General features: G+C 73.0%; 16 protein-coding genes. 11 read left to right on the top strand and 5 right to left on the bottom strand.

Annotated features, from left to right (window positions below; translation table 11 throughout):
- The first annotated feature begins 15 nt into the window (after positions 1-15).
- The 3 genes from ACZ52C_RS25785 (at position 16) to ACZ52C_RS25775 (ending at position 2,402) form a co-directional block, all read left to right on the top strand.
- A complete protein-coding gene (locus ACZ52C_RS25785; protein WP_045561539.1) occupies positions 16-240 on the top strand; it encodes a hypothetical protein in 225 nt (74 codons plus the stop codon).
- Positions 241-400: 160 nt separating this feature from the next.
- Positions 401-1,819 carry a flotillin family protein gene (locus tag ACZ52C_RS25780; protein ID WP_469076973.1) on the top strand — a complete coding sequence of 473 codons (1,419 nt, stop codon included), beginning with the start codon at positions 401-403 and terminating at the stop codon, positions 1,817-1,819.
- Positions 1,820-1,955: 136 nt separating this feature from the next.
- Positions 1,956-2,402: a type II toxin-antitoxin system PemK/MazF family toxin gene (locus ACZ52C_RS25775; protein ID WP_086797967.1), complete on the top strand. Its 447-nt coding sequence runs from the start codon at positions 1,956-1,958 to the stop codon at positions 2,400-2,402.
- Between the two features lie 218 nt (positions 2,403-2,620).
- Here ACZ52C_RS25775 and ACZ52C_RS25770 read toward each other — a convergent pair whose 3' ends face one another.
- Positions 2,621-3,475, bottom strand: a complete 855-nt coding sequence (locus tag ACZ52C_RS25770; RefSeq protein ID WP_469076972.1) for a TIGR02452 family protein — start codon at positions 3,473-3,475, stop codon at positions 2,621-2,623.
- A gap of 310 nt (positions 3,476-3,785) precedes the next feature.
- Here ACZ52C_RS25770 and egtA point away from each other — a divergent pair, with 310 nt between their 5' ends.
- The 5 genes from egtA to ACZ52C_RS25745 all read left to right on the top strand — a co-directional run bounded on the left by egtA (position 3,786) and on the right by ACZ52C_RS25745 (position 8,674).
- Positions 3,786-5,060 carry an ergothioneine biosynthesis glutamate--cysteine ligase EgtA gene (gene egtA / locus ACZ52C_RS25765; protein WP_469076971.1) on the top strand — a complete coding sequence of 425 codons (1,275 nt, stop codon included), beginning with the start codon at positions 3,786-3,788 and terminating at the stop codon, positions 5,058-5,060.
- Positions 5,057-6,403: an ergothioneine biosynthesis protein EgtB gene (gene egtB / locus ACZ52C_RS25760; RefSeq protein ID WP_469076970.1), complete on the top strand. Its 1,347-nt coding sequence runs from the start codon at positions 5,057-5,059 to the stop codon at positions 6,401-6,403. Before egtA ends, egtB begins: the two co-directional genes overlap by 4 nt.
- On the top strand, positions 6,403-7,212 hold the full coding sequence (gene egtC, locus ACZ52C_RS25755; RefSeq protein ID WP_469076969.1) for an ergothioneine biosynthesis protein EgtC: 810 nt from the start codon (positions 6,403-6,405) through the stop codon (positions 7,210-7,212). Before egtB ends, egtC begins: the two co-directional genes overlap by 1 nt.
- Positions 7,209-8,171, top strand: coding sequence for an L-histidine N(alpha)-methyltransferase (gene egtD, locus ACZ52C_RS25750; protein WP_469076968.1), 963 nt, complete (start codon positions 7,209-7,211; stop codon positions 8,169-8,171). Before egtC ends, egtD begins: the two co-directional genes overlap by 4 nt.
- A 287-nt stretch (positions 8,172-8,458) precedes the next feature.
- On the top strand, positions 8,459-8,674 hold the full coding sequence (locus ACZ52C_RS25745; protein WP_086804150.1) for a dodecin: 216 nt from the start codon (positions 8,459-8,461) through the stop codon (positions 8,672-8,674).
- A 27-nt stretch (positions 8,675-8,701) separates the two neighbouring features.
- Here the strand turns inward: ACZ52C_RS25745 and ACZ52C_RS25740 are convergent, their stop codons facing one another.
- The gene (locus ACZ52C_RS25740; RefSeq protein ID WP_469076967.1) at positions 8,702-9,190 is read right to left on the bottom strand and encodes a phosphatase domain-containing protein; all 489 of its coding nucleotides are present in this window, start codon (positions 9,188-9,190) and stop codon (positions 8,702-8,704) included.
- Between the two features lie 135 nt (positions 9,191-9,325).
- Between ACZ52C_RS25740 and ACZ52C_RS25735 the strand changes: the two genes are divergently transcribed.
- Entirely contained in the window at positions 9,326-10,423 is a 1,098-nt protein-coding gene (locus ACZ52C_RS25735) for an NAD(P)/FAD-dependent oxidoreductase (protein ID WP_469076966.1), read from the top strand.
- A 208-nt stretch (positions 10,424-10,631) separates the two neighbouring features.
- Here the strand turns inward: ACZ52C_RS25735 and ACZ52C_RS25730 are convergent, their stop codons facing one another.
- The gene (locus tag ACZ52C_RS25730) at positions 10,632-11,147 is read right to left on the bottom strand and encodes a MarR family winged helix-turn-helix transcriptional regulator (protein ID WP_469076965.1); all 516 of its coding nucleotides are present in this window, start codon (positions 11,145-11,147) and stop codon (positions 10,632-10,634) included.
- A 78-nt stretch (positions 11,148-11,225) separates the two neighbouring features.
- Between ACZ52C_RS25730 and ACZ52C_RS25725 the strand changes: the two genes are divergently transcribed.
- Positions 11,226-12,182: an alpha/beta hydrolase gene (locus ACZ52C_RS25725; RefSeq protein WP_469076964.1), complete on the top strand. Its 957-nt coding sequence runs from the start codon at positions 11,226-11,228 to the stop codon at positions 12,180-12,182.
- Between the two features lie 46 nt (positions 12,183-12,228).
- Here the strand turns inward: ACZ52C_RS25725 and ACZ52C_RS25720 are convergent, their stop codons facing one another.
- Positions 12,229-13,167, bottom strand: coding sequence for an EamA family transporter (locus ACZ52C_RS25720; protein ID WP_469076963.1), 939 nt, complete (start codon positions 13,165-13,167; stop codon positions 12,229-12,231).
- A gap of 85 nt (positions 13,168-13,252) precedes the next feature.
- On the opposite strand from ACZ52C_RS25720, the gene ACZ52C_RS25715 reads away from it, so the two are divergent.
- Positions 13,253-14,137, top strand: coding sequence for a LysR family transcriptional regulator (locus ACZ52C_RS25715; protein ID WP_469076962.1), 885 nt, complete (start codon positions 13,253-13,255; stop codon positions 14,135-14,137).
- On the opposite strand, the gene ACZ52C_RS25710 is transcribed toward ACZ52C_RS25715, so the two are convergent.
- A complete protein-coding gene (locus ACZ52C_RS25710; protein WP_469076961.1) occupies positions 14,122-15,792 on the bottom strand; it encodes a hypothetical protein in 1,671 nt (556 codons plus the stop codon). The two genes, ACZ52C_RS25715 and ACZ52C_RS25710, sit on opposite strands and share 16 nt — an antisense overlap.
- Positions 15,793-15,800 lie beyond the last annotated feature (8 nt).

The following is a 15,800-nucleotide window of genomic DNA, read 5'->3' as shown; positions in this document are numbered from 1 at the left end:
TACGACCCGTACGCTGTGACCATGGACGAAGCGTCGATGGTCGGGCTGATGGGACGGGTGACCGGTGCGGTCGGTCCCGGGCTCGTCGGGGAGGTGATCGTCCGGGTGCGGGGCGGCGCCGAGCACTTTCTCGCCTACCCCGCCTCCGCGAGGGACCGGATCGAGCCGGGGACCCTGGTGATGGTGATGGAGTATCTGCCCCCGCGCACCGTGTACGTGTCTGCGGCGTACGACAGTTGACGGTCCGTGAGGTGTCCGGGCCGCGCTCTGTCGGCTTTCGGGAACCGGTTGGCATCAGGACTGCAACAACGGGCTCCCGGCACCTGTACCACCGCTGGGCCGCGCGGGACACTCCCGAAGTTCGGTGCCGAAAGGGCACCTGGCCTAGGGGGGTGTGCCGATGTTCATCGGCATCATCGCGGGGGCGACCGCAGCGGTCGCTGTGGTTCTGATCGCTCTGTTCAAGCTGATGTGGCGTGTCGCCGAACCGAACGAGGCTCTGATCATCTCGGGCTCCAAGCACAAGATGGAGGGCCTGACGGAAGGCATGAACTTCCGTATCGTCACCGGGCGCGGCACGCTCGTCCTGCCCGGTATGCAGGCCGTGCGCAAGCTGTCGCTCGATCTGAACCAGACCGAGCTGGCCGTGGAGTGCGTGACCTTCCAGGGCATCCCGTTGAAGATCCGGGGCGTGGTGATCTTCAAGGTGGGCGACGACTTCGTGTCCATCGCCAACGCCGCCCGCCGCTTCCTCGGCCAGCAGAAGCGGGTCTCGGAGCGGGTGCACAACGTGTTCGCCGGTCATCTCCGGTCCATCGTGGGCGGGTTGACGGTCGAGGACATGATCCGCGACCGCGAGAAGCTGACCGGTCAGACGCGGGCCGCGTGCGGTACGGAGATGGAGAAACTGGGTCTGATCGTCGACTCGTTGCAGATCCACGAGATCGAGGACCCGACCGGCTACATCAAGAACCTGGCCATGCCGCACGCGGCGGCCGTCCAGCGGGACGCCCGTATCGCCCAGGCCGAGGCCAACCGGCTCGCCACCGAGGCCGAGCAGCAGGCCGCGGCCCGTATGGCGGAGGCCACCCGGGACAGTGAGATCCTCCAGGCCGGCTATCAGGCCGAGCGGGACAACGCCTCGGCGCGGGCCAAGCAGGCCGGTCCCCTCGCCGAGGCGGCCGCCCTCCAGGAGGTCGTCGTCCAGGAGACCCGGGTCGCGGAGCTGGCGGCGGCCCGGCGCGAGCAGCAGCTCCAGGCGGACGTCCGCAAGCCGGCCGACGCCAAGGCCTACGAGAAACGAACACTCGCCGAGGCCGAGCGCGACGCCCGTATCTCCGCCGCGCAGGCCAAGGCCAAGGAGACCGAACTGGCGGCCGCCGCCGAGGCGACCGCGACGCAGGTCACCGGTGAGGCCGAGGCCGCCGCCCGGCAGGCCAAGGGTCTCGCGGCCGCCGAGGCCACGCGGGCGAAGGGGCTCGCCGAGGCCGAGGGCATCAAGGCGCGCAGCGCCGCGCTGGCCGAGAACCAGGAGGCGGTGATCGCGCAGCAGCTGGCCGAGCGGTGGCCGGAGATCGTGCAGGCGGGGGCGTCCGCGTTCGGGAACGTCGACAACATGGTGCTGCTCAACGGGGCCGACGGGATGGCGGACATGTTCGCCAAGGCGCTCACGATGGGCGGGACCGGGCTGGGGCTGGCGCGGCAGTTGTTGTCGTCCATGAACCAGAACGGGGTGCCCGCAGACGGCCCGGCGGGGGTCAATGGGGTGCCCGTGGAGAAGGTCGCCGTGGAGAGGGTGCAGGTCGACAAGGAGTCGTAGTGCGCCGTAGCTCCGGCTGTGAGGGGTCGGCTGCGGGTCGTACATGGCTGGTCGCGCCCACGCGGCGGAGCCGCACATGGACACGGACCCGCGCCCCTGTCGGGGCGCGGGTCGCGGCAACGGCTAGCGTGAGCGCGTGACTTCCTTCGCCGAGCAGGACGTGCCGGGGCGCTACGGGCCCTTCGCCACCACCGAGGCCGATCCCCGTGAGGTCGGGCGGGTGCGGACCGAGTACTCGCCCGCGTACGACGGGGACCCGGATCCCGGGGAGATCGTCTGGACGTGGGTGCCGTACGAGGAGAACGACGGGCGGGGGAAGGACCGGCCCGTGCTGGTCGTGGCACGGGAGGCCGGAGGGACCCTGCTCGCCGTGCAGTTGTCGAGCAAGCGGCACGACGGGGACCGGGAGTGGGTGCCGATCGGGAGTGGCCCGTGGGACCGCTCGGGCCGGGACTCGTGGGTGGACGTGGACCGGGTGCTGCGGCTGCACGAGGCGGGGATGCGGCGGGAGGCGTGCGCGCTGGACCGGATGCGGTTCAACTCCGTGGTGCACCGGCTGCGGGAACGGTACGGGTGGCGTTAGGGCCCTTGTGAGCGATCGCCGTGGCGGAAGGAGCGGCGGCCGAGCGACGGCGACGAGATCGTCTGCCACGCGCGGGTTCCGCCCAGCGGCACTGCACGAGGTGCGCGGAGACCTTTCGGCGCACGACGGTGACGACGGGTGACGACAGGCGCGTTCGGCCCGGCGGCCGATCACGGCCGAACGGTCGTCCGCGGGCCGTCCCGGGTCGGTAGCGGGGGCTACGGGAGCCGTGCGGGACCGGGGCCCATCGCTCGGCTGAACTCGCGTTCGAAGGCGGTGCGGACCGTGGCGCCCCGCGTGCGGTCCAGCACTCCGAACACCACGTGCGCGAAGTGGCCCTCGAACCGGCCGCCGTCCGTGAGCAGGGTACGGAAAGCCGTCGCCACCTGCGCCGGGTCGTTGCCGAAGACGCCGCAGCCCCAGGCGCCGAGGACCAGCCGCCGGTAGCCGTGGGCCGCGGCTGTCTCCAGGACGCGTTCCGCGCGTACGGCGAGGGCGCGCGGGAGTTCCGGTGCGCGCTCCGGTGCCGTGCGGCGGACGACCGACGCGTTCGGGGCCGCCGAGGTCAGGAAGCCGGCCGTGTACGGGGTGTCCAGGAGCGTGCCCCGGTCGTCCCGGAAGACGGGGACGGCCGGTGAGTGGATGACACGGTCCGTGTAGAACGGATCGCGGTGGGCGCGGTGGTGGTCGTAGAAGGCGCGGGCCTCGCGGACGCAGGTGTACAGGGCGGAGGCCCGGCAGAGGGCTTCCTCCTGGGCCTGGGCGCCGTTGAGGTAGCCGCCGCCCGGGTTGCGGGCGGAGGAGAAGTTGAGGACGGCCACGGGGGCGGGGTCGGCTGCGGTCAGACGGCGGGCGGCTTCCAGACTGCTCTCGCCGGTGACCTCGACGGTCGACGGGACCAGGTCGCCGACCGGTGGGAACGGCACGGGGGCCGGGCCGTACAGGCGGGTGCCGGAGCGTGCTGCCTCGATCCCGGCCGCGAGGGAGACCTCGTGGCCTGCCGGGGCCCGGTAGCCGCCCGCAGCCACGATCCGCTCGGTCTCGTCCGCGATTCCCCGCAGGCGGGCGCTCATCGCGTCCCCGCCCGGTCTCGCGCGAGCGCTGCCCGCGCGTACTCCCCCGTCGTGCTCATGGACGCATCCTGGGCGATCCTGGTGAGTGACCGCAACGGAGTTTCCTCGCGTGAATGACCCGGTACGAGTACGGGAAGAGGTGCCAGGAGTTCCCGGAAACGAAGATCCCCGATCCGCATTGCCACGATGTGCCCCCTTGTGCGGAAGCGGCGCAAGGGTTTTGGGTGGGACGAGCGCGCCGCCGGTCCGGCCCCACCGGGCGGGGACCGACGGCTTGGATGACGAGATGGCATCTCAGGAGGATCCCGACATGTCAGATTCGACGAGTGGCTGTACGGAGCACCGCTCCCGGGTCACCGAGGCGGAGGTGGAGGCCCTGGTACGGGGCATCTGCTTCAAGACCGGTCCGCCCCGCACCCTCGGTGTCGAGCTGGAATGGCACGTCCACGAGCTGCGTGACCCGCGGCTCCCGGCAACACCCGCACGACTCGAAGCGGCCTACGCCGCACTGCGCGACCTGCCCCTGAACTCGTCCCTGACCGTCGAACCCGGCGGCCAGCTGGAGCTCAGCTCGGCACCGGCCGGCTCCCTGATGGAGTGCGTCGGGTCCGTCTCGGCCGACCTCACCGCCGTACGCGCGACGCTGCGCGAGGCGGGTCTCGGCATCAGCGGCCACGGCCACGAACCCTGGAACCCCCCGACCCGCTACCTCCACGAGCCCCGCTACGAAGCGATGGAGAGCTATCTCGACCGCTTCGGGCCCGAGGGGCGGGCCATGATGTGCTCCTCCGCCTCGGTGCAGGTGTGTCTCGACGCCGGGTACGAGGAGCCCGGCCCCCTCGGCCACCGGCGGCGCTGGTGGCTGTCGCACCAGCTCGGCGCCGTGCTGGTGGCGGCGTTCGCGCACTCCCCGCTGGCGCGCGGCGAGGTCACCGGCTGGCGTTCGACCCGGCAGGCGCTGTGGGCCGCCATGGACCCCGGGCGGACGGACGCGCCCTCGCTGGACGGCGACCCGCGCACGGCGTGGGCCCGGCTGGTGCTGGACGCGCCCGTGATGTGCGTACGGGCCGACGAGGGTCCCTGGGGTGTGCCCCGAGCGATGACGTTCCGGGAGTGGACGCGGTCCGACACCCCGCCGAGCCGCGCCGACCTCGACTACCACATGACGACGCTGTTCCCGCCGGTCCGCCCGCGTGGCCATCTGGAGTTCCGCATGATCGACGCGCAGCCGGGCGAGGACGGGTGGATCGTGCCGCTCGCCGTGACGGCGGCGCTGTTCGAGGACCCCCAGGCCGCCGAGACCGCGTACCGGGCCGTCAAGCCCCTCGCGGAGCGGGCCGGTTCGCGACCGGCACCGCGCAATCCGCTGTGGGAGGCGGCCGCCCGGGACGGGTTGGCCGATCCCGAACTGCGGGAGGCGGCGGTCGTCTGCTTCGCCGCGGCGGCCGAGGCGCTGCCCGGACTCGGGGCGAGCCCCGAGGTGCTGGACGCGGTCGTGGCGTACACCGACCGCTATGTGGCCCGGGGCCGCTGCCCCGCCGACGATCTGCTCGATCTGTTCCACGGGAAGGACATCCCCGCATGACCGCACCCGAGACGCCGGCTCCGACGGCCGACGCCGACCCCGACATACTCCGGGGGCGCGCGCTGGCGGCGCTGACCACGGCCCGGGCCCGCACCGCACTCCTGACCACCGCCGTCGACGAACCCGATCTCACCGCGCAGCACTCACCGCTCATGTCGCCCCTGGTGTGGGACCTCGCCCACATCGGCAACCAGGAGGAGCTGTGGCTGCTGCGGAACGTCGCCGGGCGGGAGGCGATACGGCCCGAGATCGACGGGCTGTACGACGCCTTCGAGCATCCGCGCGCCGAGCGGCCCTCACTGCCGCTGCTGCCGCCCGAGGAGGCCCGCCGGTATCTGGCGGAGGTACGTGGCCGGGCACTGGACGTGCTGGAGAGCGCCGACTTCCACGGCACCCGGCTCACCGACGCGGGCTTCGCCTTCGGCATGATCGCCCAGCACGAGCAGCAGCACGACGAGACGATGCTGATCACCCATCAGCTCCGCAAGGGGCCCGCCGTGCTGTCGGCGCCGGACCCCGAGCCGGTCCCGCTGTACACGGGTCCGTCCGAAGTCCTCGTCCCCGGCGGGGAGTTCGTGATGGGCACCTCGACCGAGCCATGGGCGCTGGACAACGAGCGGCCGGCGCACCGGCGGATCGTCCCGGCGTTCCACATCGACACCACTCCGGTGACGAACGGCGCCTACCAGGCGTTCATCGAGGACGGCGGCTACGACGACGAGCGCTGGTGGACGGCCGAGGGCTGGGACCACATCCGTGCGCACGGCATCCACGCGCCGCTGTTCTGGCGGCGCGACGGCCGGCAGTGGCTGCGGCGGCGCTTCGGGGTCACCGAGGTGGTACCGGCCGACGAACCGGTGCTGCACGTGTGCTGGTACGAGGCCGACGCGTACGCCCGCTGGGCGGGCCGACGGCTGCCCACGGAGGCCGAGTGGGAGAAGGCCGCCCGGCACGACCCGGTCACCGGCCGCTCCGCCCGCTACCCGTGGGGCGACGCCGATCCGGAGCCCGAGCACGCCAACCTGGGGCAGCGACATCTGCGCCCGGCACCGGCCGGCAGCTATCCGGCGGGGGAATCTCCGCTGGGCGTACGGCAGTTGATCGGCGATGTGTGGGAGTGGACGTCGAGCGACTTCCTGCCCTACCCGGGGTTCACGGCGTTCCCGTACAAGGAGTACTCGGAGGTGTTCTTCGGCCCCGAGTACAAGGTGCTGCGCGGTGGCGCGTTCGCCGTGGACCCGGTGGCGTGCCGGGGGACGTTCCGCAACTGGGACTATCCGATCCGGCGGCAGATCTTCAGCGGCTTCCGCACCGCCCGGGACGCCTCACCGGAGGTCCGCTGATGTGCCGTCATCTCGCTTATCTCGGGCCGGAGTCGGCGCTGGGCCGGGTCCTGGTGGATCCGCCGCACAGCCTGTTCCGGCAGTCGTGGGCGCCCCGGCGGCAGCGGCACGGGACGGTCAACGCCGATGGTTTCGGAGTCGGTTGGTACGCCGAGGGCGACCCGGTGCCAGGGCGCTACCGCCGCTCCGGGCCCATCTGGGGGGACCTGTCCTTCACCGACCTGGCCCGGGTGGTCCGCTCCGGGGCGCTGCTGGCCGCCGTACGGGACGCCACGGTGCCGGGGGCGGACAACGAGGCCGCCGCGGCGCCGTACGCCGCCGGGCCCTGGCTGTTCAGCCACAACGGGGCGGTCGCCGGCTGGCCCCGGTCATTGGGGCACCTCGCGGACGGTCTGCCCGCCGCGGAGCTGCTGTCGATGGAGGCCCGCAACGACTCCGCGCTGGTGTGGGCGCTGGTCCTGAACCGGCTGCGCGCGGGCGACGAGGAGGGCCAGGCGCTCGCCGACACCGTCCTCGACGTCGCGCGGGCGGCGCCCGGCTCACGGCTCAACCTGCTGCTGACCAACGGGGAGGCGATCGCCGCGACGGCCTGGGGCGACACGCTGTGGTACCTCGCCGAACCCGGCCGCAGCACCGTCGTGGCCTCCGAGCCGTACGACGACGATCCGCACTGGGTGGAGGTCCCGGACCGCACGCTGCTGGCGGCGAGCCGTACGGACGTCCTGCTCACCCCGCTCAAGGAGTTGGAGGAGCCCATCCGCCCGCACGACGAGTCCGCCTCCGCACCGCCGAAGGAGCCTTCCGCGTGAGCCCGTTCCTCCTCACCCGCACCCTGCCCGAGGACGCCACGGACGCGGCTCTGCGCGCCGACGTCCTGGAGGGCCTGACCCGCACCCCGAAGACGCTGCCGCCGAAGTGGTTCTACGACGCGCGCGGCAGCGAACTCTTCGAGAAGATCACCGAGTTGCCCGAGTACTACCCGACGCGTGCCGAGCGGGAGATCCTCGTCGGCCGGGCCGGCGAGATCGCCGCGGCGAGCGGTGCGCGCACCCTGGTGGAGCTGGGGTCCGGCTCCTCCGACAAGACCCGGCACCTGCTGGACGCGATGCCGGGCCTGCACACCTATGTGCCGGTGGACGTGAGCGAGAGCGCGCTGCGGCAGGCGGGCGAGGCGCTGGTCGCCGAGCGGCCGGGGCTGAACGTGCACGCGCTGATCGCCGACTTCACCGCCGGGCTGGAACTGCCCGAGACGCCGGGGCCGCGGCTGGTGGCGTTCCTGGGCGGCACGATCGGCAATCTGGTGCCGGCGGAGCGCACCGCGTTCCTGACCGCCGTACGGGGCCTGCTGGCGCCGGGTGACGCGCTGCTGCTGGGCACGGACCTGGTCAAGGACGAGGACGTCCTGGTCGCGGCGTACGACGACGCGGCCGGTGTGACGGCCGAGTTCAACAAGAACGTGCTCGACGTGGTCGACCGGGAGCTGGGGGCGGACTTCGATCCGGACGCGTTCGACCATGTCGCCCTCTGGAACGCGGAGTGCGAGTGGATCGAGATGCGGCTGCGGTCCCGCACGGCGCAGACCGTGAAGATCCCGGCGCTCGACCTCGCGGTCGATTTCGCGGCCGGGGAGGAACTGCGGACCGAGGTGTCCGCGAAGTTCAGGAGGGAGGGGGTGCGGGCCGAACTGGGTTCTGTGGGGTTGGAGTTGACCCACTGGTGGACGGATGAGCAGGGCCGGTTCGCGTTGTCGTTGAGCGGGGTGGGGTAGGGGGCCGCGTTGCGGGGTGCGTTGTCGGGTGCGGCCCGGTGGGGCTTCTCGCCCAGTCCCCGTGCCCCTGAAAGGCCTCCGGCCTGTCGGGCCGAAAAAGCACAGGGCGCGGCCCCTGCTTTTCCAGGGGCGCGGGGAACTGCGCGACCAGCCCCCACCGGACCCGCACCCGGCGACGAAACAGGCACCCCCACCCCGCCCCCTCGCGAACCGGCGGAGCCTGAGGCACCGTGGAGTGACGTGTGGCGCATCGGCCACCGGTGGAGCACGCGACAAGGAGAACCCGCATGACCGACCACGTGTACCGGGTCACCGAGATCGTCGGCAGTTCGGCCGAGAGCGTCGACCACGCCATCCGCAACGGCGTCACCCGCGCCGCCCAGACCCTGCGCAACCTCGACTGGTTCGAGGTGACGCAGGTCCGGGGGCACATCGAGGACGGCCAGATCGCGCACTACCAGGTCGGCCTCAAGGTCGGCTTCCGGCTGGACGAGTCGGACTGAGGAAGAGGAACCGGGGCGGCCCGACCCTCAGGTCCGGCCCTCCCGCTCCTGCGCCACCTTCAGCGCGGCGGAGGCGGCGGCCCAGCGCGCCCGTACGACCGTGAAGCCCGCCCGCTCCGCGTCCTCGCAGACGAGTTCGTCGTCGTCCACGAGGACGCGGATCTCGCGGGTCCGGGCCAGCTCGCGGAGGATCTCCAGCTTGGTGCGGCGGGCGGGCCTGCGGTCGTTGTTCCGGCGCATCCAGATCCGCCCCTCCGGCAGGCCCTGCGCGGCGAGCCAGTCGACGGTGTCGCGGCGGCAGCGCTCGGGGCGCCCGGTCAGATACACGACCTCGCACTCCTCGGCGCTCTCCCGCGCGAGCGCCACGCCCTCGGCCAGCGGCGGGTCCTGCGGCGCGGCGGCGAAGAACGCGTCCCAGTCGCGCGGGCTGCGCTCCAGGAACCGCTGCCGGTGCGCGGTGTCGGCGAGGGTGTTGTCCAGGTCGAAAACGGCGAGGGGCCGGTCGTTGTCGGTCACGGCACCAGCCTAGGCAGCCGCTGACTCGTGTCGTCCCTCGTCGCTTCACACAACAACCACGAACCCCGCCGGTAGCTTGAGGTTTCAAACGTTAGGGTCGTCATCTCTCCCCCCACCCAGCACAGGAGAATCGGCGTGCCTGACGGCGAAGTGATCGTGATCGGCGGCGGATACGGCGGCATCCGCCTCGCCAAACAGCTGGACGAGATCGCACGGGTCACCCTCGTGGACCGCAAGGAGGTCTTCTTCCACCGCATCGCCGCGCTGCGCGCGGGCGTGCGCGAGGCCTGGACGACCACCCCCTTCATCCCCTACGACCGACTGCTGCGCCACGGCCGTGTGGTCGTCGGCAAGGCGGTCGACATCGACACCGGCGAACGGCAGGTGCATCTCGCCACGGGCGAGCGGCTGCCGTACGACGTGGTGGTGATCGCGACCGGCGCGGACTATCCCGAGCCGGCGCGTTTCCTCGGCACCACCTCCGAGGAGGCGGGCAAGACCTTCGCCGCGCACCAGGAGAGCGTGGCCGCGGCCGAGCACGTCCTGATCGTCGGCGGCGGCCCCGGTGGCGTGGAGCTCGCCGCCGAGATCCGGCTGGCCCGCCCGGACGCGCGGGTCACCCTCGCACACGCGGGCTCGGAACTGCTCAGCTCCACCGGCAGCAGGTGGGCCGGGCGGCGGGCCCTGACCTGGCTGGAGTCGCACGACGTGGACGTGCGGCTCGACTCGTTCGTCTCCCAGGGCCCCGACTTCGGCACCTACCGGGACGGCCGGGGCGGCATCATCGAGGCGGACCTGTCGTTCTGGGCCAACGGCACCACGCCGAACACGCTCTGGCTGCGGCTGGCCGGGCACGGGGCGTGGCTGAACGAGGCAGGACAGGTCAAGGTCGACCGGATGCTGCGGGTCGACGGGCGGCTCGACGTGTTCGCGGTCGGCGACGTCAACGACGTGAGCGAGCTGAAGGTCTCCCCCGTCGCGTTCGCCCAGGCGGACATCGCCGCCCACAACATCCGTGCGTACCTGGCGAGTTCGGGCCGGCACCGCAAGGAACCGCGCGTGTACCGGCCGATCCGGCGGACCCCGCTGATCATCCCTCTCGGCTCGGCCGACGGGATCACGCTGGTGCCGGTGCCGGGTGGGGAGACGGCCGTGCTGGGGGGTCGGACGTCGACACTGGCGAAGGCGAAGACCCTGATGACGCCGTATGTACGGAGGCAGTTGGGCTACTGAGGGGCGGGGGCGCATGCGGGTGGGGGTGCGTTGTCGGGTGCGGGTCCGGTGGGGGCTTCTCGCGCAGTTCCCCGCGCCCCTGAAAGGCCTCCGGCCTTTCGGGCCGAAAAAGCGAGGGGCGCAGCCCCTGCTTTTTCAGGGGCGCGGGGAACTGCGCGAGAAGCCCCACACACCCGCACCCGACAGCGCACCCCAGTCACCCACCCCCTCAATCCGCCCGCACACCCCCCGCCTCCTGCTCCCCCACTTCGTTCGCATGCGTGAGAAAGTCGTCGACCATCCGGTGGAACAGCCCCGCGAGCTGCCGCAGCTCCTGCGGGGACCACTCGGCGAGCGCCATCTGCATCCCGCGCACCCCGGCCTCGCGGATCCGCCCGATCGCCTCCTTGCCGGCCGACGTCAGCTCGATGCGCTGGGCGCGGCGGTCGTCCGGGTCGGGTACGCGGGTGACGTAGCCCGTCCGCTGGAGCTGCTGGACCTGGCGGGTGACATGGGAGGCCTCGACGCCGAGCCGGTTGGCCAACTCCCCCGGGCGCAGCGGCTCGGAGTCGGCGATCTGCCGCAGCAGGGCCACGGCGGCACGGTCCAGCGGCACGCCGGCCAGGCTCATCAGGCGTTCGTGGGCGCGGGCCCGGGTGCTGAGGTAGGTGATGCGGGTGAGGGCTCGCTCGATCTCGATCACTTCCGCCGAGGCGGGGTCGGAGGGTAGCGGTGATGGGGACATGGGGACTACTTTACCATCTTGTTGCCTGACTCAAGTAAGTTCATGGTTCGGGTAGCCCCCGCGACCGAACGGAGCCCCATGTCCCTTCTCGCCCGCCCGGCGGTGGCCGCCTTCGCGGCCAAGGCGATGCAGCGTATCTCGTCGACGGCGAGCCGCCGGGCCGGCGGGCGGGGCTCCGCCGCCGGCCGGCGGGCCCGCCTTCCCGAATACGCCTGCGACACCCGCGAGTTGAGCATCCCCACCGCCTACGGGCCGGCCCGCGCGGTGCTGTACCTGCCCACCGCCGAGGACGCCCCTCCCCCGCCGGTCCACGTCAACCTCCACGGCGGCGGCTATGTCCTGCCCCAGATCGAGCCGGACGACGCGCTGTGCCGGTGCATAGCCGTGGAAGCGGGTGCGGCCGTGCTCAACGTGGACTACGTGGTCGCCCCGCAGCACCCGTTCCCGGCGCCGCCCCGGCAGGCGTACGAGATCGTGCGCTGGGTCGCCGGCCACGGGGCCGAGCACGGGTGGGACGGCGACCGGCTCTCGGTGGGCGGCCAGAGCGCGGGCGGCGGGCTCGCGGCGGCGGTGGCCCGCCAGGCGCTGGAGGAGGGCGGCCCCTCGATCGCGCTCCAGGTCCTGCACTACCCGCCGCTCGACCTCGCCACCGCCGCCCGCGACAAGCGGGCCTCGATCGCGGAGCCGATGCTGCGCCCGTGGATGGCGGACGTCTTCGACAGCGCGTACATCCCGGACCCGGAGCGGCGCGCGGACCGGCTGGCCTCGCCGGCGCACCCCTCGGACACGGCCGATCTCCGGGGCATCGCCCCGGCCTTCGTCGTCACCGCCGAGTTCGACCTGCTCAAGTCCGAGGGCGTCGCCTACGCCGACCGGCTGCGCACCGCCGGGTCCCTGGTCGGCCACCACGACGTGCGCGGCGCCGACCACGGTTACGACACCGGCGACGACGCCCGGGCCCGCGAGGTGTACCCGCTGATCGCCGCGCGCGTGCGGCAGGCCCTGCACGGCGGGGCGGCCGAGGGGACGCCGTAGGGCGCCGAGCCCGGGGCCGAATGCGGCACCGGAGTCGTCCGTGCGCTCAGCGGCTCGGCATGAGCATGCTGAGCGCGTTCGCCGCGACGACCGCGCCGATCGCGGCCCACTCGATCCCGTCCAGCTCCTGCCCGAGCATGATCCAGCCCGCGAGCGCGGCCAGCACGGGGTTGACGCTCATGAAAAGCCCGAACACCTGGGCGGGCACCCGGCGCAGGGTGAACACGTCCGCGAGGTACGGCACGGCCGAGGCGAGGATCCCGGCGGCGATCGCGTACCCGACGGCCCCGGCCGTCGGTGGGTTCCGTACGACCACGACGGCACCGACCGGCAGGAAGGCCAGGGCGGAGAGACCCGCGGCGGCCGCGGAGCCCTGCGCGCCCGGGATACGGCGGCCCACCGTGCGGTTGAGGAGGATGTACGACGCCCAGCAGACGGCGGCCAGGAGACCGAGGCCCATGCCGAGGTGGTCGGCGGAGGGCTGGGGCCGCATCAGGGTGACCACGCCGAGGCCGGCGATCAGCGCACAGCACGCGTCCACCCGGCGGCGCGAGCCGGCCAGGGCGACGGCGAGCGGCCCGAGGAACTCCAGGGTCACCGCGAGGCCCAGGCCGATGCGGTCGACGGCCGTGTACAGCGACAGGTTCATCGTCCCGAACACCAGCGCCAGCAGCACCACCGGCCACCACTGCCGGGCGGTGAACGACCTCAGCCGGGGTCGGCCGACGGCCACGAGGACGACCGCGGCGACGTACTGCCGGATCGCGACGACCCCGGCGGGCCCCAGCACCGGGAAGGCCAGCGCCCCGAGCGCGGCCCCGACCTGGTTGGAGGCACCGCACCCGACCATGGTGAGAACACCGGCCAGCCGCGAGCCACCCGGCCCGGGAAGAGGACCGGGAGCCGGGGCGGAGGCGGCGGACGCGGGGAGGGGACCGGAGGGGGCCGGCGCGGAGCCGGCGGCGGGGCGGGCGGCGGTGTCCATGGGCCGATCGTGCGCCCGGGCCCGTCTTGCGCAAAATGCATCCGCGTCCCGATCCATACGCCTCAGTCATCCATACGCTGGAGTCATGGACGCACACGGCGACACGGAACCGGTCGGGAAGGTCGAGCTGCGGCAGCTGCGCTGTCTCGTGGCGATCGTCGACGAGGGCACCTTCACCGACGCGGCCCTCGCTCTCGGCGTCTCCCAGGCGGCGGTCTCCCGCACCCTGGCCTCGCTCGAACGGGCCCTGGGTGTACGGATGTTGCGGCGGACCTCGCGCGAGGTGACGCCCACGCCGACCGGACTGCGGGTGGTCGCGCACGCCCGGCGGGTGCTCGGCGAGGTCGACGACCTGGTGCGGGAGGCCACCTCGGGGCAGGCGCGGCTGCGGATCGGGTACGCCTGGTCGGCGCTGGGCCGGCACACGCTGACGTTCCAGCGCCGCTGGGGCGCCGCGCACCCGGCGACGGACCTGCAGTTCGTCCGGGCCAACTCCCCCACCGCCGGGCTGGCGGAGGGCTCGTGCGACCTCGCGGTGGTCCGGCGGGCGGTGGACGACCGCCGGTTCGACTCGGCGATCGTGGGGCTGGAGCGGCGGCTGTGCGCGATGGCGAGCGACCATCCGCTCGCCCGGCGCCGCTCGGTGCGGCTCGCCGATCTGAGCGGGTTCACCCTGCTGGTCGACCGCCGCACCGGCACCACCACCACCGACCTGTGGCCGCCCGGTTCCCGTCCAGCGACGGAGCGGACGCACGACGTCGACGAATGGCTGACCACCATCGCCACGGGCCGGGCCGTCGGCGTGACCGCGGAGTCCACCGCGAACCAGTACCGGCGGCCCGGTGTCGTCTACCGGCCGGTGCGCGACGCCGAGCCGATCGCCGTCCGGCTGGCCTGGTGGCGGGACGACCCGCATCCCGCCGCCCCGGCCGCCATCGAACTGCTCACCGCGCTCTACCGCACCGGCTGAGCCGCCGCCGCCTCCCCCGTCCTCGGCGTCAGCCGCAGCACGGTGCCCTCACCGTTGGCGGACAGCAGGAGGGTGCCGTCCGGGGCGGCCGCGAGGCCCGCGAAACGCCGGGCCATCCCGGGCATGACGTCCGCGAACAGCGCCGGTTCGGTGCGCGGGACGACACCCGGCGGCGGGCCCACCGGCAGGTCCTCCGCGTCGGTCCGCCGCTCCCCGGTGGTGAGACGGACCGCGCTCAGCGTGCGGGACCCCGTCTCCACCACGAAGAGGTCGTCACCGAGGACGGCCAGCCCCTGGGGTGCGGCCAGCCCGTCCGCGACCACGGCCGTGGTGCCGTCCGCCTCGATCCGGAGCACGGTTCCGAGGCGCTCCTCGCTGACGTAGAGGCGGCCCTCCGCGTCGAGGGCCACGTCCGTGGGCCGGTCGAGGCCCTCGGCGAGCGCGGTCACGGTGGCCGCACCGGAGTCGGTGCCGTCCTCCGCGAGGGCCACCACACGGCCGGCGCCGGTCTCGGCGACCACGAGGGAACCGTCCGGCGCGACGGCGATGCCGATGGGCCGGTCCAGCCCGCGCGCCCGCTCCCGGAGCGCCCCGCACTTCGGGTCGTAGGTCTGCACCGTGCCGAACTGCGAGGTGTAGTGCAGCAGTTCACCGTCGGCGGTGACGCCGTGGGCGAAGGGCAGCAGCAGCGGCGTCGCCACCTCCTTCGGCGTCGGGCTCGCCAGCCGGTAGTGGTCGGCCGCGTAGACCGTGCCGCCGAGGTCGACGGTCACCCCGTAGGGGCCGTCGAGACCCGGCGGCACGATCTCGCGGGTGCGGCCGTCGGGGTGCAGCTCCGTGACGCCGCCGCTCGCGTAGCTGGAGACGAACATGCGGTTCTCGTCGTCGAACGCCGCGTTGTCGAGGCCCTTCAGCCCGCTGGTGACGAGGGTGCGGCTGCCGTCGCCGTGCAGGTCGACACGGGTGACGATGCCCTCGACGCCCCGGGAGAGGACGTGCAGGACTCCGCCCCGGTCGAAGCGGACCGCGACCGGCTCGTGCACGTCCTCGGCGACCACCTCGGGCCTCCCGCCGTCCGGTGGGATCCGCCAGACCTGACCGGTGATCATGTGCGGGTAGTAGAGGTGTCCGTCCGGGCCGAGCTGCATCGCGTTGCCGAGGGCGAGCCCCTCCGTGAGGACGACCGGGTCGTCGCCGTCCGGGAACAGCTCCATCAGCCTGCCGTCAGGCTTCATCTCGTTGACGAAGAGCCGGTCGCCGACACAGGTGATGCCGTTGGGGTTGGTGACGTCGTCGGAGACGAGGTGGTACGCCCCCGCCGGGCTCCGCCGCCACACCCGGCCCGGCACCAGGTCGGCTATGTACATCGAACCGTCGGCGCCGAAGGCGAGGTCGTCCGGCGACTGCACGGGACCGTCCATCGGGACGACGACATCCACGTCCCCGGTCGCGGTGTCGACGGCGCTGATCTGTCCCGCGAGGTACTGCGCCACGTACAGCCGTCCGTCGGGGCCGAAGGCGACGCCGTTGGAACCCCACAGCGGGTTCGGCGGGTTGAGCCGCCGCGCCTCCCAGCGGGCGCTGGTGGTCCGCAGCTCGCCGCTCTGGTCGTACCGGTTGGGCCGTCCGCTCCGGTGCTCACTCCGCGTGGTCATGTCTGCTC

The sequence above is a fragment of the Streptomyces sp. NPDC034049 genome (assembly GCF_055575575.1).
The sequence above is the reverse complement of the archived record's forward strand: the minus strand, read 5'-3'. Positions and strand labels throughout refer to the sequence as shown.